This is a genomic window from Streptomyces sp. NPDC048258, from assembly GCF_043201995.1.
GTDB lineage: Bacteria > Actinomycetota > Actinomycetes > Streptomycetales > Streptomycetaceae > Streptomyces.
Window position 1 is genome coordinate 149,499 of the sequence record NZ_JBICZH010000007.1, and the last position, 19,465, is coordinate 168,963.

Consider the following 19,465-nt stretch of genomic DNA (forward strand, 5'->3'; position numbering starts at 1 on the left):
CGACCCACAGAGAAAGAAGGCAGTCCGTTGTACGAAGGCGTGGTCCAGGACCTGATCGACGAACTGGGCAGGCTGCCCGGCGTCGGGCCCAAGAGCGCGCAGCGGATCGCCTTCCACATCCTGCAGGCCGAGCCCACCGACGTCCGCCGCCTCGCGCACGCGCTGCTCGAGGTGAAGGACAAGGTCCGGTTCTGCGCGGTGTGCGGGAACGTGGCGCAGGAGGAGCGGTGCGGCATCTGCCGTGACCCGCGCCGCGACACCACGGTCATCTGTGTCGTGGAGGAGCCGAAGGACGTCGTCGCGATCGAGCGGACCCGGGAGTTCCGGGGCAAGTACCACGTCCTCGGCGGAGCGATCAGCCCGATCGAGGGCGTCGGCCCCGACGACCTGCGCATCCGCGAGCTGCTCGCGCGCCTCGCGGACGGGACGGTGACCGAGCTGATCCTCGCCACCGACCCGAACCTGGAGGGCGAGGCGACCGCCACCTACCTCGCCCGCATGATCAAGCCCATGGGCCTGAAGGTCACCCGCCTGGCCAGCGGGCTCCCCGTCGGGGGAGATCTGGAGTACGCGGACGAGGTCACGCTCGGGCGGGCCTTTGAAGGAAGGCGACTTCTCGATGTCTGACGCAACGCTGCACGCCATGGGCCAGGACCCGGACGACTTCGCCGCGTCGATCGCGGACCAGATCGAGTCGTTCATCGTCGCGGTCACAGAGGTGGCCAAGGGCGAGGACCCGGACAGCGCGGTGCCGTTCCTCCTGCTGGAGGTGTCCCAGCTGCTGCTGGCGGGCGGCCGGCTGGGCGCGTACCAGGACGTACTGCCCGATGAGCGCTACGAGCCCGACCTCGGTCCGGAGCCGGACGTGGACGACCTGCGCGAGCGGTTCGCGCTGATGCTGGAGCCGGTCGACGTCTACTCCGAGGTCTTCGACCCGTACGAGCCGCGCAAGGCTCCGGTCGCCCACCGGATCTCCGACGACCTGGCCGACGTGGTCGCCGACCTGCGGCACGGGCTCATCCACCACCAGTCGGGCCGTGTCACAGAGGCGCTGTGGTGGTGGCAGTTCTCGTACTTCACCAACTGGGGCCCGACGGCCTCGGCCACCCTGCGTGCCCTCCAGTCGCTGATCGCGCACGTACGCCTGGACCAGCCGCTGGCGGCCCTGGACGGCCTGGACACGGACGAGGACCTGGCCGAGGACGACCTCGCGGAGCAGGCCGGGCAGGTCATGGCCGAGGAGCTCGGCGGGCTCGGCCGCAAGTAGCTGCATGCGGCCGCATGCAGCCGCATGTAAAAGCCCCGGTGGGGGAACGTATGCTGTGATCTTTTCGTCTCATGATGTGGTACGAAGCGGTCGGATCGCGGCCGCTCGTTAGACTGCACCAGCAATGAGACGGACTGAGCGAGGAGCGCACGTGGGCCTTGTCGTGCAGAAGTACGGAGGCTCCTCCGTAGCCGATGCCGAGGGCATCAAGCGCGTCGCCAAGCGGATCGTGGATGCCAAGAAGAACGGCCACCAGGTGGTCGTCGTGGTATCCGCGATGGGCGACACGACGGACGAGCTGATCGATCTCGCCGAGCAGGTGTCTCCGATGCCTGCCGGACGCGAATTCGACATGCTGCTGACCGCCGGAGAGCGGATCTCCATGGCCCTGCTGGCCATGGCGATCAAAAACCTGGGCCACGAGGCCCAGTCGTTCACCGGTAGCCAGGCAGGCGTGATCACCGACTCGGTCCACAACAAAGCGCGCATCATCGATGTCACGCCGGGCCGTATCCGCACCGCGCTGGACGAGGGCAACATCGCCATCGTCGCCGGCTTCCAGGGCGTGTCCGCGGACTCCAAGGACATCACCACCCTCGGCCGGGGCGGCTCGGACACCACCGCCGTCGCGCTCGCCGCGGCGCTGGACGCCGAGGTCTGCGAGATCTACACCGACGTCGACGGCGTCTTCACCGCGGACCCCCGCGTCGTGAAGAAGGCGAAGAAGATCGACTGGATCTCTTCCGAGGACATGCTGGAGCTCGCCGCCTCCGGTTCCAAGGTGCTGCTGCACCGCTGTGTCGAGTACGCACGCCGATACAACATCCCGATCCACGTCCGCTCGTCCTTCTCGGGACTGCCGGGCACGTGGGTCAGCAACGAGAATCCGCAAGGGGACGAGCAGGTGGAGCACGCCATCATCTCCGGAGTCGCTCACGACGTCTCCGAAGCCAAGATCACGGTCGTCGGCGTCCCGGACAAGCCGGGTGAGGCCGCGGCGATCTTCCGCGCCATCGCGGACGCCGAGATCAACATCGACATGATCGTGCAGAACGTGTCGGCGGCCTCGACCGGCCTCACCGACATCTCCTTCACCCTCCCCAAGACCGAGGGCCACAAGGCCATCGACGCCCTGGAGAAGGCGAAGGGCCAGATCGGCTTCGACTCCCTGCGCTACGACGACCAGATCGGCAAGATCTCCCTGGTCGGCGCGGGCATGAAGACGAACCCGGGCGTCACCGCCTCGTTCTTCCAGGCGCTGTCCGACGCGGGCGTCAACATCGAGCTGATCTCGACCTCCGAGATCCGCATCTCGGTCGTGACCCGCCAGGACGACGTCAACGAGGCCGTCCGCGCCGTGCACACGGCCTTCGGCCTCGACTCCGACAGCGACGAGGCCGTCGTCTACGGAGGCACCGGACGATGACCCGAGCCCGGTCCTCCGGCCCGGCGCTCGCCGTGGTCGGGGCGACCGGAGCCGTCGGCTCCGTCCTGCTCCAGATCCTGTCCCAGCGGGCGGACGTCTGGGGCGACATACGCCTGATCGCCTCCGCGCGCTCGGCCGGCCGGGTGCTGGCCGTCCGTGCGGAGGAGAGCGAGGTGCTCGCCCTCACCGAGGACGCCTTCGACGGCCTCGGTGAGGGCGACGTCGCGATCTTCCTCACCCCGGCCGAGGTCTCGGCCCGCTGGGCCCCCGTCGTCACCGCGCGCGGGGCCGTCGTCGTGGACCAGTCCGCCGCCTTCCGGGAGGATCCCGAGGTGCCGCTGGTGGTGCCCGAGGTCAACGGGCACGCCGTACGGATCCGGCCGCGCGGCATCGTCGCCGGCCCCGACTGCGTGACCGCCGCGATGATCGCGGCGCTGGGCGCGCTGCACGCCGAGTACTCCCTGGCCGAGCTGGCCGTCTCCTCGTACCAGGCCGCCGGCGCCGCCGGCCGGGCCGGATCCGAGGTGCTGCGCCGCCAGCTGTCGCTGGTCGCCGGGACCTCCCTCGGGGAGCAGCCCGGGGACGTCCGCCGGGCCGTGGGCGAGGACACCGGGCCCTTCGCGGCTCCGCTGGCCCTCAACGTCGTGCCGTGGTCCGGTGAGCTGCGCGAGGACGGCTGGTCCTCGCACGAGCTGGCCGTGCGGGCGGAGACCCGCCGGATCCTGGACCTGGCGGAGCTGCCGATCGCCGTGACCTGCGTACAGGTTCCGGTGCTGACCGGGCATTCCCTGACCGTGCGGGCCCGGTTCGAGCACGAGGTGGACGCCCCGCACACCCGCGAGATCCTGGAGGCCGCGCCCGGCGTGGTCCTCGTGGACGACCCGGCGGCGGGGGAGTTCCCGACCCCGGCGGACGCCGTCGGCACGGATCCGGCCTGGGTGGGGCGGGTGCGGGCCTCGCTCGACGACCGGCGCTCGCTGGAGTTCTTCGTGTGCGCCGACAATCTCCGCAAGGGCGCGGCTCTCAATGCCACTCAGATCGCGGAACTGATCGCGGGTGAATCTGCGTAATTCGCTTTGTAGGATCGGTGCTGATCCCTTGATCAAGGTGATGGCCCGACTGCCGTCTCGAAAAACGGGGCAATCGGGAAGAGCGGGTACGCATGAGGGCAATGGGGATATTGCTGGTGAGGCTGCCTCGCGCGTACAACCCTGACGGGGGGACGCGTGTCCAACAGGCGTGGCAGAGGCACTGCTCGAATTGGCCGTCGTACCGGCGCGCATCGGGATCATCCCGCCGCGCCGGAGTTCCCGCGCGCCCGGCGACGGTCTCCCCGTGATCGTTCCCGTCCCGCCGACGGGGCCGTCCGAGGCGCCCGTACGGGCCGCCGCACCGACCCGGGGCGGCCGCGTGCCCGCGCCGCGCGACAGCGCTGACGAGGTCGGGAGCGGCAGAGACGAGACGTCCGAGGCGGTGACCGGGGCCGCGTCCGACGTGGCTGCCGATGCGGTGACCGATGCGGTGGCCGATGCGGTGACCGAGCCGGTGGCCGAGGTCGTGGCCGGCACCACCGTCGACCACCTCACGGAGACCTACCAGGCGCACTACCGCTCGCTCCTGGGCCTCGCCGCGCTGCTCCTCGACGACACCGCCTCCTGCGAGGACGTGGTCCAGGAGGCGTTCATCCGCGTGCACTCGGCCCGGAACCGGGTGCGCGACCGCGACAAGACGCTGGCGTACCTGCGCCAGACCGTCGTGAACCTCTCCCGGTCCGCCCTGCGCCGGCGCATCCTCGGCCTCAAGCTGCTGTCGAAGCCGATGCCGGACATGGCGAGCGCCGAGGAAGGCGCGTACGACCAGCTGGAGCGGGACGATCTGATCAAGGCGATGCGCGGACTCCAGCGCCGCCAGCGAGAGGTGCTCGTGCTGCGTTACTTCGCGGACATGACGGAAGCCCAGGTAGCCGAGACGCTCGGGGTGTCACTCGGCTCGGTGAAGGCGTACGGATCGCGGGGCATTGCCGCGCTGCGGGTGGCGATGGAGGCTGCGCAGTCATGATGGACGACCACACTCCGCAGGGCGGGGCGAGCGAGGAACAGGCACTGCGGGGCCTGCTGCGCGGGGCCGTCGAGGGCCTGGAGCCCTCCGAGGGCGCGCTGGAGCGGCTGCGGTACGCCGTCCCCGCGCGCCGGACCCTCAAGCGGCAGGTCTACGTCGGCGCCGCGGCCGTGGCCCTGCTCGCCGGGACGGCGATCCCGGCCGCGCTGCACATGACGGCCGCGGAGGGCACCGCCACCGACCACTCGGCCATGGCCGGGCACGGGGAGCCCGGCGGGAAGCCGGCCGCCGTGCCGTCCGACCCGCACCAGAACGGCGCCGGGGCCCAGCCCAGGTCCACCCGCTCCGCGGGAGGCGCCCCCGAAGCGGGCGGCGCCACCGGGCAGCCGGACCCGGCGGCGGCCGGCGCCCCGACCGGGGGCGTGACGGCCGGTCCGACCGGCACCGGCCCGGCTCCGGCGGCGGGCACGGGCCCGCAGCCGCCGGCATCCGCGGCGGGGGCGCCCGGGTGCGGCGCCGAGCAGCTGGGGGTGGTGGGCTCTGCCCGCGCCCCGCGTGCCGACGGCAAGGTGTACGGCAGTTTCAAGGTCACCAACGTCTCGGCGCGCGGCTGCGCCGTCACCGGCCCGGACACCGTCACGGCGGCCGCCGCGGCCGGTACGGCGACCGGGCCGGGCGCCGGGGTCACCGTGGTCGGCCACACGGCGGGGGACCCGGCGAGCGGGCTGCTGCCCGATCCGTCGGCGGAGGCGCCGGTGCTGGTGCTCCAGCCGAACACCGCGTACGAGGTCCAGTTCGCGTTCGTGCCGTCGGGGGAGGCGTGCCCCGCACCGACCACGGAGACGGGCTCCAAGCCGCCGGGCCAGTCCGGCGACGCGGCGGGGGCCTCCGGGACCGCGGCGGACGCGCCCGAGCCGCGGACGGACACCACGACTCCGGCGTCGGCCGGCGTGGCGGTGTCCCACACGCCGCAGGCGGGGTCCCCGACCACGCAGACGACGATCCCCGAGGCGTGCGCCGGCACGGTGTACCGCACGGGGGCGATCCCGGTGGAAGCACCCAAGCCGTAGCCCGGCGGCAGGGCTTTCAGGCCGCCGTCGTCGCCGTCTCCGCGGGCAGGAGCCCCGCCTCCGTGTCGCGGAGGGTTTCGAGCTCGCGGCGGTAGAGGCGGACCCACATGAAGAGCACGAAGGCGACGAAGACGAACCACTCGCCGGTGTAGCCGAGGTTCTGGAAGGCCTTCAGGTCGAGCCCGGTGCCGTTCGGGGCCTGCGCGGGCACCGGGGTCAGCCCGTCGGAGGGGGTCTGCACGGTCAGCCAGGCGTCGTACAGGTCGTACGGGACGAGGTTGACCAGTGAGGCGGCCCCGATGACCCCGAGCTGCCCGGCCGGGAGGCCGCCCTGGGCGTGGACGCCCTTCGTGCCGGAGTTCTCCGAGGACTGGAGCGCGCCGGTGACCTCGACCCGGCCGGCCGGCGCGGCCGGGGCCTTCGCCGGGTCGGCCGCCCCCGGCAGCCAGCCCCGGACCACCGGGACGGCCTTGCCGGAGTCGGTCTTCAGCAGGGTCAGGACGTAGAAGCCGGTCGCGCCGTCGAGGCGCCGCTCGGGGACCAGCAGCTGTTCGCCGTACTCACCGGAGGTGGAGGCGAGCCTTCCGGAGGTCCTCTTGTCCACCGGGAGGAGCGATTCCAGCGGCTCGGGCGCCTGGTCGGCGGGCCGCTCGGCGGTCGCCTCCCGGTGGCTGTCGACGCGGTCCTCGAACCGGCCGAGCTGCCAGGACCCCATGAACAGGCAGAAGGGAACGGCGAGCGCGACGAAGACGTTGATCCCCCACCAGCGCGGGGTCAGGAGAAACCGGTGCACCCCACCACCGTACGGGGGTGCACCGGCCTTCCCGCCGGGTGGGGGCCCCTCCCAGCGGTAGCTGGGGGAGTCAGCGCGGCAGATGCTTCAGCGCGAACTCCAGCTCCATCCGGACCTGCTTGATCCGCTCCTCCACGACCAGGGAGCCGTGCCCGGCGTCGTACCGGTACACCTCGTGCACCGCCCCGCGCGCCGCCAGCCGGTCCACGTAGTTGTCGATCTGGCGGATCGGGCAGCGCGGGTCGTTGACGCCCGCCGCGATGTGGACGGGAGCCGTCACCCGGTCCACGTACGTCAGCGGCGAGGACGCCTCGAAGCGGTCCGGGACCTCCTCCGGCGTACCGCCGAAGAGGGTGCGGTCCAGGGACTTCAGCGCCTCCATCTCGTCGTGGTAGGCCGTCACGTAGTCCGCGACCGGTACGGCGGCCAGGCCCACCGCCCAGGCGTCCGGCTGCGTGCCCAGCCCCAGCAGCGTCAGGTAGCCGCCCCAGGAGCCGCCCGACAGCACCAGGCGCGCCGGGTCGGCGAGGCCGGAGGCCACCGCCCACTCCCGGACCGCCGCGATGTCCTCCAGCTCGATCAGGCCGACCCGGTGCTTGAGGGCATCCGTCCACTCGCGGCCGTAGCCGGTCGAGCCCCGGTAGTTGACCCGCACGACCGCGAAGCCGTGGTCCAGCCAGGCCGCCGGGGTCGCCGCGAAGGCGTCGCTGTCGTGCCAGGTGGGCCCGCCGTGGATCTCGAAGACCGTCGGGAAGGGCCCGTCGCCGTGGCCCGTCGGCCGCTGCGCGAGGGCGTGGATCCGCCCGCCGGGGCCCTCCACCCACGCGTCCTCCACCGGTACCGAGCCGGGCGGCCGGAGCCTGGGGGTCCCCCCAGCGGTAGCTGGGGGAGGGTCCAGGACGATCCCGCCCGCGGTGGACCGTACGGCCGCGGGCTCGGCCGCCGAGGACCACTGGTACTCGACGGCCCCGTCGGGGCGCGCCGTCGCACCCGATACCGTCCCCGGCGGCGTGTCCACGCGCATGAGCTCCCGCGCGGCCAGGTCGTAGCGCCAGAGCTCGCTGCGCGCCTCGAAGCTGTGCGCGACCAGCAGGGCGGAGCCGTCCGGGTACCACTCGGCGCTGACGTCGCCGGGCAGGTCGACGGCGAGTTCCTCCTCGGCGCCGGTGGCCACGTCCCAGACCATCGGCTCCCAGCGGCCGCGCCGCTGGTGGCCGACCAGCAGCCGGGTGTCGCCCGCGACCGGCGCGAAGCCCAGTACCTCCAGGCCCAGCTCCTCGGTCCCGCCCCGGGAGTCGTCGAGGTCGGCGACGGTGGTCCCGTCGAGGGTGAGCACGCGCAGGGCGGAGTGCATCGCGTCGCCGTGCTCGGTGTGCTCGACGGCGACCAGCGTCCCGTCGCGGGACAGGTCGCCGACCCCGGCGGACTCCCGGTGCCGGTAGATCACGGAGGGCGCCGAGCCGTCGGGGCGTACGACGTGGATCGTCGAGCCCTCCTCGTCCGTGGAGCGTCCGACGACCGCCGTGCCGTCCCGCCCGATGGCGAGCCCGGCGGGGTAGGAGGGCTCCAGGCCCGGGGTGGCCGGCTCGTCGGGGCCGCCCGCGAAGGGCTGGCGCACCCAGGTGCCGAACTCGTCGCCGTCGGTGTCGGAGAACCACCAGATCCACTCGCCGTCGGGGGAGAGGGCGCCGTCGGTGGTCCCGTTGGGGCGGTCGGTGGCCTGCCGCTGGGCGCCGGTGGCGCGGTCCCAGGCGTAGAGCTCGAAGGTCCCGGTCGCGTTGGAGACGAAGAGCGAACGGTCCGGGGCGTCCTCCGCCCAGTCGGGCAGCCCGACGCGCGGCGCCCGAAACCGCTTCTCCCAGTCGGGCATCTCGGGGGTGATCTCGCTGTCGCTGGTCATGCGCCCATTGTGGCCGCAGCGGCCGCCGGGATGCCGACTGCTCCGTACGGGCGCACAGTGGAACCCGTAGTCCAAGGAGGAACGATCATGGCGAAGAAGGCTCGCACCGGTCACCACGGCCACCATGCCCACGAGGACTCCGAACGCGCGATGGCGAAGAACACGGCGGCCGAGGCGCGCGCCAAGGCCGCGGTCAGGGACGCGCAGTCGCTCTCCGCGAAGACGCGGGGCATGCAGCAGAAGGCTCAGGCCAAGCGCGGCTGAGTCCGGGAGGCGAGCGGAGGTCCTCGGAGATCGCCCGGACAAGGCCTACGGTGGCCGCATGCGGATGATCGTCCGGGGCGCCCGGCTGCTCCACACCGATGGCCTGTCCGACGTGGAGGTCGCCGAGGACGGCCGGATCGCGCGGGTGGTCCCGTACGACGACCAGAAGGAGCCGCCGGCCACCGGCACCCTGATCGAGGCCCACGGCTGCCTCCTCACCGCGCCCTTCGTCGAGCCGCACATCCACCTCGACACGGCCCTGACCGCAGGGGAACCGCGCCCCAACGTCTCCGGCACCCTCTGGGAGGGCATCGCCCGCTGGAGCGAGCGCAAGCAGACCCTGACCCGCGAGGACGTGCTCGCGCGGGCCACCGAGGTGCTGCGCTGGCAGGCGGCGCAGGGGGTGCTGCACGTCCGCACCCACTGCGACATCACCGACCCGGCCCTCACCGCGCTCGACGCGCTGCTCGAAGTGCGCGACCGGGTCCGGGACGTCATGACCCTGCAGATCGTGGCCTTCCCGCAGGAGGGGATCGTCTCCTTCCCCGGCGGCGAGGCACTGCTGCGCGAGGCGGTCGCGCGCGGCGCGGACGTCGTCGGCGCCATCCCGCACTTCGAGGACACCCGCGAGGACGGCGTGGCCTCGCTGCGGACGGCCTTCGCGCTGGCCGAGGAGCACGGCCTGCGGGTGGACGCCCACTGCGACGAGATCGACGACGAGCAGTCCCGTTTCGTGGAGGTGCTGGCCACCCTCGCGCTGCGCTCCGGCCTACGCGAGCGCGCCACGGCCTCCCATACGACGGCGATGGGCTCCTACAACGGCGCGTACAGCTTCAAACTCCAGCGCCTGCTGGCCCGTTCCGGCATCAACCTGGTCTCCAACCCCTTCGCCAACCTCAACCTCCAGGGCCGCTTCGACGCCTATCCCAAGCGGCGCGGCCTCACCCAGGTCAAGGAGATGCTGGCGGCGGGGGTCAACGTGGCCTTCGGCCACGACGACGTGATGGACCCGTGGAACGCGCTCGGCACCGGCAACCCGCTCCAGACCGCCCTGGTCGGGCTGTACGCCGCCCAGCTCACCGGGGCGGACGAGATCCCTCTGGCCTTCTCGATGGTGACGGAGCGCGCGGCGCGGGTCCTGGGCCTGCCGGACACGGAGTACGGCATCACGGCGGGCGCCCCCGCCTCCTTCGTCCTGCTGCCGGCCCCGACGCCGGAGGAGGCGCTCCGCCGCCAGGTCCGCCCGCGGTACGTCGTCTCGCGCGGCACCGTCGTCGCCGAGACCCCGCCCGCCCCGGCCCGCCTGTACTGGCCGGGGGAGCCCCCGTCGGAGGTCGACTTCGGCCGGAGCCTACGCTGACGCCCCATGACATGGACGCTTGACACCCCTTCAGCCCGGGCCGCCCTGGAGATCGCGTCGGAGTACGCGGACGCGGACCTCCTCCACCACTCGGTCCGCTCGTACGCCTTCGGCGCGCGGTACGCGGACGCGCACGGCCTGGCGTACGACGAGGAGCTCCTCTACGTGTCGGCCCTGGTCCACGACCTGGGCCTGACCGCGCCGTTCGACAGTCACAGCCTCCCCTTCGAGGAGGCGGGCGGCCATGTCGCGCGCGTCCTGACGGCGGGCCTGGGCTGGCCGGCCGCCCGCCGGGCCCGCGCCGCGGAAGTGATCGTCCTGCACATGCGGGACGACGTGAGCGCGGCCGAGGACGTGGAGAGCCACCTCCTCCAGGTCGGTACGAGCGCCGACGTATCGGGCCTGCGCGTCACCGAGTTCGACCCGTCGTTCACGGCCGACCTGCTCGCCGCGTACCCGCGGGGCGACTTCGGCGCCTCCTTCCTCGCGCTGGTCGAGGACCAGGCGAAGCGCAAGCCCGAGTGCGCGGCGGCCGCCTACGTCGCGGGCGGCGCGGCCACCCGGATCGCGGCGAACCCGCTGGACCGGTTCGGCCGGCAGGGCTGAGCGACGGCTGTCAGAGGCCGCGCTCGATCATGCCGATCAGGTCCTGGCCGGCGTCGTGGGCCTGGGCCTCGGTGACTCCGCGGAGGGGACCGTCGATCATCAGGACCGCCAGTCCGTGCACGGCCGACCAGGCGAGGAACTCCGCGCCCGGGCGGCGTTCGGCGGGCAGCAGGCCCGTCTCCACGAGGTCGTCCAGGGCGGCGCCCAGCAGTTCGAAGGGGGTCAGCCCGCCTGCCCCGGCGGCGGTGGTGTCGGTGGCGTAGGTCATGTCGGCCGGGACGTGGAACGCGGTGCGGAAGAGCCCCGGTTCGGTCACGGCGAAGCGGACGTACCCCGTCCCGACGGCGCGGAAGCGCGCGCGGGCGACGGCCGCGTCGTCGGTGGGGCCCGCGTCGGTGGGGCCCGCGTCGGTGGGGGCCGCGCCCGCGGGGGCCGCGCCGGTGGTCGCCCGCGCGATCTCGTCCTCCATCGTGAGCGCCACCCGGGCCATGGCCGCCTGCGAGACCCCGTGCACCAGGGCCGCGCGGTCGGCGAAGTGCCGGTACGCGGCGTTGGGCGAGACCCCGGCACGCCGGGTGACCTCGCGCAGCGAGACGGCGTCGGGGCCGCCCTCGCGGGCCAGCTCCAGCGCCGCGTCGAGGAGGGCGTTGCGGAGGTTGCCGTGCCGGTACGTACTGCGCTTCGCGGGTGGACCGGTGTCCGGTGTCGTTGAGGACATGAGCTTCTTCTCTGAGATGTGGACAGCGTTTACTTCCGGGCATAGCCTAAGCGTGGGAAGTGGACATCGTCCACATGTGCAGGGGCGGCGGTTCGTATCCGCGCCGCATCCCGCCCGGCCGCGCTGCTGAGGGAGTTCCCCGTATGAGCACCGTATTCGCGTCCGTCGGAACCACCCTGGACGGCTTCATGGCCGGCCCGAACGCCCGCCCCGGCAACCCCCTCGGGGACGGCGGGCTCACGATCCACCGCTGGGTGTTCGAGATCGACGCCTGGCGCGAGCGGCAGGGCCTTCCGGGCGGCAGCGGCGAGCACAATGCCTCGGCCGAGCTCGTCGAGGAGAACTTCGCCCGGACCGGCGCCTACGTCATGGGCCGCCGGATGTTCGCGGAGGGCGAGCTCGGCTGGCCGGACCCGCCGCCCTTCCGGGCGCCCGTCTTCGTCCTGACCCACGCCCCGCGCGAACCGTGGGTCCGCCAGGGCGGCACGACCTTCCACTTCGTCACCGACGGGCCGGAAGCGGCCCTCGCGGCGGCCCGGGAGGCGGCCGGCGGCAAGGACGTCCAGATCTCGGGCGGAGCGGAGACCGTCCGCACCTGCCTCAACGCCGGTCTCGTCGACGAACTGGAGATCCACCTCGCCCCGATCCTCCTGGGCTCCGGCACCCGTCTCTTCGACGGCGTCGACCCTTCCGTCCGCCTCACCCCGGACCGTACGGTCGCCACCCCGCAGGTCACCCACATCCGCTACCGCGTCGGATAGCGTGCCCGCATGTCGTGGGACGAGATGTCGTGGGACGAGGGCGGAGCACCGCACCCGCTCGCACTGCGGCGCACCGGCCGCAGCGAACTGGAGCCGGACCGGCTGCCCGAGATCCGGGAGCTGGAGGCGCTCGGGTGGGAGCCGGCGCCCGAGGAACTGCGCTGGGCGTTCCTCCCGTACGTCTGGCCCGCGGCGGCTCGCACCTGGATCCCGGACCGCTCCACGCACTGGGCGGTGGAGACCTCACTGGACGGCCACGGCCACGTCACCGGGGTGGAATGCGCCCCGCTCCCCGAGGCGGACCTCCGCGAGCTCGACGGCGAGACCGATACGGTCCTCGCCGCCCTCGGCCTCCCGCCCCGTCCCCAGGGCCGCCTCTGGCTGCTCCGCCCGGTCGGCCCCTTCTCCACGGTCAACGAGGTCCTCAACTACCTCGACGCCACGGCCGCCTCCCGCGGCACGGAACCGGGCCTCAGCGCCGCGTTCGTCGACCTGATCCGCGCCGAACTCGCCGCACTCCACGAGCCTCCGGCCGACACTCCCTAGACCGACGCCGTGGGCGTGGCCACCCGGTCCCGGGGCGCGGGCGCCTTGGGGTGGAAACGGGACACCAGCGGGCCGGTCATCATGGTGGTGACCACTGCCATGACCACCATCATCGAGTACAGGGACCCGTCCAGCAGGCCCAGTTCGAGCCCGACTCCGAGGATCACCAGCTCGGTGAGTCCCCGGGTGTTCATCAGGGACGCCAGGGTCGCGGCGGAGGCGTGCGGGAGCTTCTGGGAGCGGGCGGCGAGGTAGGTGCCGCCGAACTTGCCCCCGACGGCCACCAACATGATCAGGGCGAGTTCCGCGAGCCCGGGCAGGCCGATGCCGCCCAGGTTCACCTGGAACCCGGCGACCACGAAGTAGACGGGCAGCAGCAGTCCCGTGAGATGGCCCGTGCGTTCGTGGAGGTCCTCGCGCAGCGCCCGCGTCCCCTCCCGGGGCAGGACCAGGCCGAAGAGGAACGCGCCGAAGATGTGGTGCATGCCCATGGCCTCGGTGGCGGCGGCCGACAGCAGCGCCCCCGTCAGGACGACCGCGAAGCGGAGCGGGGTGAAGGGCTTCGCCTCGCCGCCGGGCGCCAGGTACCGGCGCAGCAGGGGCCGCACCGCGAAGAGCATGACCAGCAGGTAGGGGAGGACGAGAAGGACCCGCCAGTGGCCGTCCCCGGCGCCGACGGAGGCGTTGACCCCGGCGAGTGCCGCCCAGGCGACCACGTCGACGACCGCCGCCGTGGCCAGGGCGATCGCGCCCACCGCGGTCCGGCTCAGTCCCCGGTCGGTGAGGATGCGGGCCAGTACCGGGAACGCGGTGACCGAGACGGACAGTCCGATGAAGACGACGAACGCCGCGCTGTCGGCGCTCTCGTGACCGCGCATGAGGACGAAGGCCAGCCCGATGCCGAGGAGGAACGGCACGGCCGACGAGCCGATGGCCGCGGCCGCGGTCACCCGGCCGTTGCCCCGGAGCGTGGCGCCGTCGATCTCCAGACCGACCGCGAACATGAACAGCGCGACGCCGAGGTTGGCCATCCCGGCGAGCATCGGACGTACCTCGGCGGGCAGCAGCGTCTCGCTCAGCGGGCCCCCGAGCAGCGTCGGACCCAGCAGGACGCCGGCGATGATCTCCCCGATGACGGCGGGCTGCCCGACCCGCGTCGCCAGGTGTCCGAGCCCCCGCGCCATGCCGAGGACGAGTGCGATGTCGATGAAGAGGAATTGCAACTGATGACTGGTCATGTCCCCCGGGCCTCGTCAATCGGTGTGTGTGGTGGCCGACACGGCTGTGGCAGTCGCCGCGACGCGACGACTGCCACAGGAACCGCTCGGTACCGCGGTCAGTGGTGGGGCTTGCGGCTCAGCGCCAGGCCGGCGAAGAGGAAGGCGACACCGAGCACGCCGGCGACGATCGCCGAGGTGGTCTCGGCGGGCTTCTGGCTCGCGTTGACCACCGCGGTGACGATGCCCATGACTCCGCTGATGTAGCAGAAGATGGTGATGAAGATCTTGACCTTGGGATTCATGCCGCTCTCGGGTTCCTGTTCTGGGGTGGGGGGTCGGGGTCGATGGGACGGGGGTCTACGGGTGGGGCTGTGGGGGCTACGGGGCGGTGCCCGCGGCCGTGAAGCCGAGGAGCATCACCCACGCCTCGGGGTCGGCCTTGAAGCGGTTCCAGCGGTCCGCCGCCAGGGCGAACTCCGCGAGGGTGAGGGCGCCGGAGGCCACCAGCGGCTGGAGCCTGCCGGGCCCGAGGTGCGGGGCGAAGTCCTCCATGGGGCGGCCGTCGCTCGTGGTGGCGAAGGGGCGCAGCGCGATGTCGTCGAAGCCGGCCGCGGCGAGCAGCCTGGTCAGCCGGCGGCCGACGGTCCGGTCGCCGCCCGCGGACTCCTGGCTCGCCGAGAGCTTCGCGTGGACCCCGGCCAGCTCCGGGTACCAGGGGTCGGCCAGCCCCCAGCAGGAGGCGTCGACCTCGGTCACCAGGATCCGGCCGCCGGGGCGCAGCACCCGCCGGGCCTCGGCGAGGGCAGGTAGGGGGTCGGACAGGTGCTGGACCACGTACCGCAGGAGTACGTATCCCGCGCTGCCCGTCTCCATGGGGAGCGCGGCGGCGTCCGCGGTGACGAGTTCGGCGCCGGCCCCGTCGGCGTGGGCCAGCAGGTCGCCGTCGATGTCGACCGCGATCAGGGGGAGTTCCGGCAGGGCCGCGCGCAGTCGGCGGGTGACGGCGCCGGACCCCGCTCCCACCTCGATCAGCGGGCCGCCGGTCCCGGTCACACCCAACTCGCGGAGCAGGCGGAGCTCTTCGGGGAACGACAGCTCCGCCTGCGTTTCGAGCCGGGCGAGTTCCCCGGCCAGCCCGCCCGAGGTGGTCCTCGCCGGGTCGTACGAGCCGGCGGCACGAGCCGTCGTGGTCGCCGAAGTCGTCGTGGTCGTGGTGCTGCTCATCGGGCGCTCACCTTCATCCGCATTCCGTGCTTGGGGCGCAGGGTCACCAGCGCTTCGGGCTCGACGGTGAACCCGGGCTCGACCTCCAGGCGGACGGCCTGGGTGAGCATGGCCAGCACCAGCACCGCCTCGATCAGGGCGAGGTGCATGCCGATGCACGTGCGCTCGCCGCCGCCGAAGGGGAGGTAGAGGTGGCTGGGCAGGTCCGGTCCGTCGAACCGGCCGGGTACGTACGCGTCGGGGCGGTCCCAGTAGTCGGGGTGCCGGTGCAGCACCCACTGGCTGACGCAGACCAGGGTGCCCGCGGGGATGTCGTACCCCTCGATGGTGTCCGGGCCCGTCGCACGCCGGGAGATCAGCCAGACCGGCGGATAGAGCCGCATGGCCTCCTCGACGGCCTGCCGGCAGCGCGGCAGGTCGGCCAGGTCGGCGGCGGTGGGGACGCGGCCGCCGAGTACGCGATCGACCTCCTCGCGGACGGTGGCCGCCTCGTCCGGGTGCTGGTCCAGGAGGTAGAGCGTCCAGGCCAGGGCCTTGGCGGTGGTCTCGTGGCCGGCCATGATCAGGGTGAGGACCTGGTCGCGCAGGTCGGTGTCGCTCAGCTCGTCGAGCATGCTGTCCAGCAGGGCGCCGGTGGACTTTCCGCCGGGCTGCGGCGCGTGCGGGTCCGCGCCGCCCATGGTGGTGCGGCGGGCCGCGATGACCGTACGGGAGACCGTGTGCAGGAAGGCGCGGGCCTGTACGTATCCCTGCCTGCGCAGTGCCGTGTCCGCCGGGTCGGGATCCGGGTCCGGTACGTAGTGGCCCATGAAGCGGTTGACGGCGTCCACCGAGCGGCCGAAGCCCTCGCCCGCCGCGCCCAGGTCCACGCCCAGCACCGCGCGGGTCAGGATGGACAGGGTCAGCGAGGTCAGGTGGTGGTCCACCGAGACGGGAGCGCCGTCGCCCATCGCCTGCTGCCAGCGTTCCAGCAGGCCCGCGGTCTCCTCGGTGATGATCCCGTCGAAGGAGCTGACCTCGCTGCGCCGGAAGGCGGGGGCGCACAACTTCCGCTGCCTGGCCCACTCCTCGCCGTCGCTGGTGAGCAGGCCGTTGCCCAGCAGCGGGCGCAGCATGTGGTCGTCGGGCGTGTTCACCTTCGTGTAGTTGGCGAAGTTGTCCTTGAGCACGTGCCGGGCGAGGTCGGGCCGGTTGAGCATGACCACGGGCTCGCCGTCGCTGACGTGGCGGGTGATGTCGCCGTACCGCCTGGCCATCTCGGTGACGAAGGCGAGGGGATCGCGGCGCATCCGTTCCATGTCCACCGGACCGGCCGGACCCGGTGGCAGCACCGGGCCCTCAGGGGTGGGCGTCACTCGTACCTCCGTTGTTCGGCCGCCGGGGTGGGCGGTCCGCATTCGTCAGAACACGCTGTTCTCGCACGCGCACCGATTACGTATGAACGGTCTCGTGGATATACGTAAGCGGTGTACGTATTCGTCGTACGTAATTGCGTCATGAGTTCCCGGGATGCCTTCGCGCCATGTTTTCGGGTTGTGCGCGCGCGTTGACATGCGACCCTGTTGTGGCAGGTCAGGTCATCCGGAAACGTGTAGTCGCGCAACTGTAACGCTCTGCTTTACGGGCCTCAATGCTTAGGCCGGAGACCGGGAATACTCAGATCCGAAGAGCCGTCCGCATTAAGTCTTTTTCAGTCTTGGCGGGATCACCGGAGCCGTGTGAATGTTTAGCCAGCCGCCGGCCAGCAGCCCCACAAACACCCAAGCAGGACTGAAAAGGGAGATCGACATGGCGCTCGACCCTCAGCAGCGCGCTGAGTTCGTCAACGCATACACCCGGGTGCTCATCAGCGCCTGGTCGGACGAGGGCTTCGCCGCCCGACTCCAGTCCGAGCCCCGCACGGCGCTGGCCGAGTCCGGCCTGGAGCTGCCCGCGGACGCCGAGATCGTCATCGTCACCCAGGCTCCCGAGGGCACCCAGGACGGCAACCTGGACGTCCAGGTCGCCCTCTGGGAGGCCGGCCTGGAGACGGGCCGCTACGAGTTCCACATCCCCGAGACCCCGGCGGTCGACGCCGCGGAGCTCAGCGAGGGCGACCTGTCCGACGTCGCCGCGGGCTGCAACTACTGCTGCTGCCCGTGCTGCTGCTGCACCTGATCGCAGCGCTCGCACCACCCCCACTTCGCTGGAGCGACACATGCCAACTGCCCAGGCAGAGCTGCCTGCCGTCACCGCCACCGGCCTGACCAAGCGCTACGGCGACGCCTACGCGGTGCGGGACCTGGACCTCGACATCCGTCGGGGCGAGGTCTTCGCACTGCTCGGGCCGAACGGCGCAGGCAAGAGTACGACCGTCGAGATCCTCACGGGCGTACGACGTCGTACCAGCGGAGAAGTACGGGTCCTCGGCTCTGATCCGGCCGAGGACCCGAGGGAGTGGCGCGCCCGGATCGGTGTGGTGCCCCAGTCCACCGGTGCTTACACGGACCTGACGGTCCGTGAGGTGGTACAGCACTTCGCCGCCATGTACCCCGCTCCACTGCCCGTGGACCAGGTGCTCGACATGGTCGGCCTGGGTCCGCACCGCGCCAAGCAGACGGTCGCCCTCTCCGGAGGGCAGCAGCGTCGCCTCGACGTGGCCGTCGGCGTGATCGGCGACCCCGATCTGATCTTCCTGGACGAGCCGACCACCGGGCTCGACCCCGTGGCCCGGCGCGAAGCCTGGGACCTGGTGCGGTACTTCGCGGAGCGGGGCCGCACCACCGTGCTCACCACGCACTACCTGGACGAGGCCGAGGAACTGGCCCAGCGCGCCGGGGTGATCGTCGGCGGGCGCATGGTGGAGTGCGGGCCGCTCGCCCAGTTCGGCGGCCGCGACCGTACGCCGGCCACCGTGTCCTTCCGGTGCCCGCCGGCCTTGGCGGCGCTGCCCCTGCCGCCGCTGCCCCCCGGCACCACGGAAGTCCCGCAGACCACCCAGACGGTGTGCCTGCGCACCTCGGCCCCCTCCGAACTGCTGGCCCTGCTGCTGCCGTGGGCGCGCGAGGCCGGCGTCCCCGAACTGCCCGAACTGCGGGTGTACCGGCCGACCCTCGAAGAGATCTACCTGGAACTGATCGACCGGCACGCCCACGCCCCGGCCGTCCGCCCCGAAGCAGAGGAGGCCAGCGCGTGACTCCCTCCAAGGTCGCCGAGATCCCGTCCGGCGAGACCGAGACCGAGACCGAGACCCAGACCCGGACTCACAGCGAGAGCGCGGCCGGTGCCGACCGCACCTCAGCCGCCGCCGTGCCCGCCGCCGAGCCCCGGCGCCGCGCGCCCGGCCTGTGGCGGGCGAGCGCCGCCCGCTCCTCCGTGGAGCTGAAGGCGTTCTTCCGCAACAAGCAGTCCCTGGTCTTCACCCTCTTCTTCCCGGTGCTCCTGCTGCTGGTGTTCGGCTCGATCTTCTCCGGGAAGGTCGAGGGGACCGACACGGACTTCCGCCAGGTCTTCATGGCGGGCATCGTCGCGGCCGGCGTGATGAGCACCGCCTTCTCCGGACTCGCCATCAGCGTGGCCATCGAGCGGGACACCGGCACGATCCGCCGGCTCGCCATGACACCGATGCCGAAGGCCGCGTACTTCATCGGCAAACTCGTACGCGTCGTGGTCACCACCGTCCTGGAGACGGTGCTGCTGATCGGGATCGCCGTCGCCTTCTTCTCGCTGCCGCTGCCGGAGACCGGCCAGCGCTGGTTCACCCTCGCCTGGTGCCTGGCACTGGGGACGGCGGCGTGCGCCCTCGCCGGGCTCGCCTACAGCGCGGCCATCCCCAACAGCCGGTCGGCGCCGGCGATCGTCACCCCGGTGTTCATGGTGCTCCAGTTCATCTCCGGGGTCTTCTTCCCCTTCGACAAGCTGCCGGTGTGGATGCAGAACACGGCAGCGCTCTTCCCCGTGAAGTGGATGGCGCAGGGCTTCCGCTCGGTGTTCCTGCCGGACTCCTTCACGGTGGTCGAGCCCGCCGGGTCCTGGGAACTGGGCCGCATCGCGCTGGTTCTCGGCCTGTGGGCGATCGGCTGCCTCGCGGCCACCGCGCTGACCTTCGGCTGGCGCGGACCCCGGGTGCGCTGACCACCCCCTCTGCCGCGGCGGGGGGTGCCCCCGCCCCCCGCCGCGCCCTGCCGTACCAGCCCCTGCGGTACCGGCCCTTGCGGCACCGGCCCCGCCGCACAGCGCCCCGCGCCCGGCCGCCCGGCCTTTCGAACCTGAG

At 72.4% G+C, this 19,465-nt stretch carries 21 protein-coding genes; 14 read left to right on the forward strand and 7 right to left on the reverse strand.

What is annotated here, in order from left to right:
- Positions 1-27: 27 nt before the first annotated feature.
- The 6 genes from recR (at position 28) to ACGFYQ_RS18395 (ending at position 5,821) form a co-directional block, all read left to right on the forward strand.
- Entirely contained in the window at positions 28-627 is a 600-nt protein-coding gene (recR, locus tag ACGFYQ_RS18370) for a recombination mediator RecR (RefSeq protein ID WP_363057095.1), read from the forward strand.
- Positions 620-1,267 carry a DUF5063 domain-containing protein gene (locus tag ACGFYQ_RS18375; protein WP_393745000.1) on the forward strand — a complete coding sequence of 216 codons (648 nt, stop codon included), beginning with the start codon at positions 620-622 and terminating at the stop codon, positions 1,265-1,267. The genes recR and ACGFYQ_RS18375 overlap by 8 nt, the downstream gene beginning before the upstream one ends.
- Before the next feature lie 151 nt (positions 1,268-1,418).
- A complete protein-coding gene (locus tag ACGFYQ_RS18380) occupies positions 1,419-2,693 on the forward strand; it encodes an aspartate kinase (protein WP_030709298.1) in 1,275 nt (424 codons plus the stop codon).
- On the forward strand, positions 2,690-3,763 hold the full coding sequence (locus tag ACGFYQ_RS18385; RefSeq protein WP_393745002.1) for an aspartate-semialdehyde dehydrogenase: 1,074 nt from the start codon (positions 2,690-2,692) through the stop codon (positions 3,761-3,763). The genes ACGFYQ_RS18380 and ACGFYQ_RS18385 overlap by 4 nt, the downstream gene beginning before the upstream one ends.
- 169 nt (positions 3,764-3,932) lie before the next feature.
- Positions 3,933-4,751: a SigE family RNA polymerase sigma factor gene (locus tag ACGFYQ_RS18390; RefSeq protein ID WP_393745004.1), complete on the forward strand. Its 819-nt coding sequence runs from the start codon at positions 3,933-3,935 to the stop codon at positions 4,749-4,751.
- Positions 4,748-5,821 carry a hypothetical protein gene (locus tag ACGFYQ_RS18395; protein ID WP_393745006.1) on the forward strand — a complete coding sequence of 358 codons (1,074 nt, stop codon included), beginning with the start codon at positions 4,748-4,750 and terminating at the stop codon, positions 5,819-5,821. The genes ACGFYQ_RS18390 and ACGFYQ_RS18395 overlap by 4 nt, the downstream gene beginning before the upstream one ends.
- Before the next feature lie 16 nt (positions 5,822-5,837).
- Here ACGFYQ_RS18395 and ACGFYQ_RS18400 read toward each other — a convergent pair whose 3' ends face one another.
- The gene (locus tag ACGFYQ_RS18400; RefSeq protein WP_393745008.1) at positions 5,838-6,614 is read right to left on the reverse strand and encodes an SURF1 family protein; all 777 of its coding nucleotides are present in this window, start codon (positions 6,612-6,614) and stop codon (positions 5,838-5,840) included.
- Between the two features lie 70 nt (positions 6,615-6,684).
- Positions 6,685-8,514 (reverse strand): prolyl oligopeptidase family serine peptidase, encoded by a 1,830-nt coding sequence (locus ACGFYQ_RS18405; protein ID WP_393745010.1) that lies wholly within the window; start codon positions 8,512-8,514, stop codon positions 6,685-6,687.
- Positions 8,515-8,601: 87 nt separating this feature from the next.
- Between ACGFYQ_RS18405 and ACGFYQ_RS18410 the strand changes: the two genes are divergently transcribed.
- Genes ACGFYQ_RS18410 through ACGFYQ_RS18420 form a run of 3 tightly spaced genes read left to right on the forward strand, consistent with a single transcriptional unit; the run spans position 8,602 to position 10,744 of the window.
- Complete coding sequence (locus ACGFYQ_RS18410; RefSeq protein ID WP_393745012.1) at positions 8,602-8,778, forward strand: hypothetical protein; 177 nt, start codon at positions 8,602-8,604, stop codon at positions 8,776-8,778.
- A gap of 58 nt (positions 8,779-8,836) precedes the next feature.
- Complete coding sequence (gene codA, locus ACGFYQ_RS18415) at positions 8,837-10,138, forward strand: cytosine deaminase (protein WP_393745014.1); 1,302 nt, start codon at positions 8,837-8,839, stop codon at positions 10,136-10,138.
- A gap of 6 nt (positions 10,139-10,144) precedes the next feature.
- Complete coding sequence (locus ACGFYQ_RS18420; protein ID WP_393745016.1) at positions 10,145-10,744, forward strand: HD domain-containing protein; 600 nt, start codon at positions 10,145-10,147, stop codon at positions 10,742-10,744.
- A gap of 10 nt (positions 10,745-10,754) precedes the next feature.
- On the opposite strand, the gene ACGFYQ_RS18425 is transcribed toward ACGFYQ_RS18420, so the two are convergent.
- Positions 10,755-11,462, reverse strand: a complete 708-nt coding sequence (locus ACGFYQ_RS18425) for a TetR/AcrR family transcriptional regulator (protein WP_393745018.1) — start codon at positions 11,460-11,462, stop codon at positions 10,755-10,757.
- 143 nt (positions 11,463-11,605) lie between these two features.
- Here ACGFYQ_RS18425 and ACGFYQ_RS18430 point away from each other — a divergent pair, with 143 nt between their 5' ends.
- Both ACGFYQ_RS18430 and ACGFYQ_RS18435 read left to right on the forward strand, forming a co-directional pair.
- Positions 11,606-12,223, forward strand: coding sequence for a dihydrofolate reductase family protein (locus ACGFYQ_RS18430; protein WP_393745020.1), 618 nt, complete (start codon positions 11,606-11,608; stop codon positions 12,221-12,223).
- 9 nt (positions 12,224-12,232) lie between these two features.
- Complete coding sequence (locus tag ACGFYQ_RS18435) at positions 12,233-12,769, forward strand: DUF5956 family protein (RefSeq protein ID WP_393745022.1); 537 nt, start codon at positions 12,233-12,235, stop codon at positions 12,767-12,769.
- Here ACGFYQ_RS18435 and ACGFYQ_RS18440 read toward each other — a convergent pair.
- The 4 genes from ACGFYQ_RS18440 to ACGFYQ_RS18455 all read right to left on the reverse strand — a co-directional run bounded on the left by ACGFYQ_RS18440 (position 12,766) and on the right by ACGFYQ_RS18455 (position 16,568).
- Positions 12,766-14,007, reverse strand: coding sequence for a cation:proton antiporter (locus tag ACGFYQ_RS18440; protein WP_393745024.1), 1,242 nt, complete (start codon positions 14,005-14,007; stop codon positions 12,766-12,768). The genes ACGFYQ_RS18435 and ACGFYQ_RS18440 overlap by 4 nt on opposite strands.
- A gap of 98 nt (positions 14,008-14,105) precedes the next feature.
- Complete coding sequence (locus ACGFYQ_RS18445) at positions 14,106-14,291, reverse strand: hypothetical protein (RefSeq protein ID WP_393745026.1); 186 nt, start codon at positions 14,289-14,291, stop codon at positions 14,106-14,108.
- 76 nt (positions 14,292-14,367) lie between these two features.
- Complete coding sequence (locus ACGFYQ_RS18450; RefSeq protein ID WP_393745028.1) at positions 14,368-15,213, reverse strand: class I SAM-dependent methyltransferase; 846 nt, start codon at positions 15,211-15,213, stop codon at positions 14,368-14,370.
- Positions 15,210-16,568, reverse strand: coding sequence for a cytochrome P450 (locus ACGFYQ_RS18455; RefSeq protein ID WP_393745030.1), 1,359 nt, complete (start codon positions 16,566-16,568; stop codon positions 15,210-15,212). The genes ACGFYQ_RS18450 and ACGFYQ_RS18455 overlap by 4 nt, the downstream gene beginning before the upstream one ends.
- A 433-nt stretch (positions 16,569-17,001) precedes the next feature.
- Here ACGFYQ_RS18455 and ACGFYQ_RS18460 point away from each other — a divergent pair, with 433 nt between their 5' ends.
- From ACGFYQ_RS18460 to ACGFYQ_RS18470, 3 genes are read left to right on the forward strand one after another with little or no spacing between them, the layout of a single operon-like run.
- Positions 17,002-17,370 carry a hypothetical protein gene (locus tag ACGFYQ_RS18460; RefSeq protein WP_393745032.1) on the forward strand — a complete coding sequence of 123 codons (369 nt, stop codon included), beginning with the start codon at positions 17,002-17,004 and terminating at the stop codon, positions 17,368-17,370.
- A gap of 40 nt (positions 17,371-17,410) precedes the next feature.
- Positions 17,411-18,388 carry an ABC transporter ATP-binding protein gene (locus ACGFYQ_RS18465; protein ID WP_393745034.1) on the forward strand — a complete coding sequence of 326 codons (978 nt, stop codon included), beginning with the start codon at positions 17,411-17,413 and terminating at the stop codon, positions 18,386-18,388.
- Positions 18,385-19,326 (forward strand): ABC transporter permease, encoded by a 942-nt coding sequence (locus ACGFYQ_RS18470; protein ID WP_393745036.1) that lies wholly within the window; start codon positions 18,385-18,387, stop codon positions 19,324-19,326. The genes ACGFYQ_RS18465 and ACGFYQ_RS18470 overlap by 4 nt, the downstream gene beginning before the upstream one ends.
- The last annotated feature ends 139 nt before the right edge of the window (positions 19,327-19,465 follow it).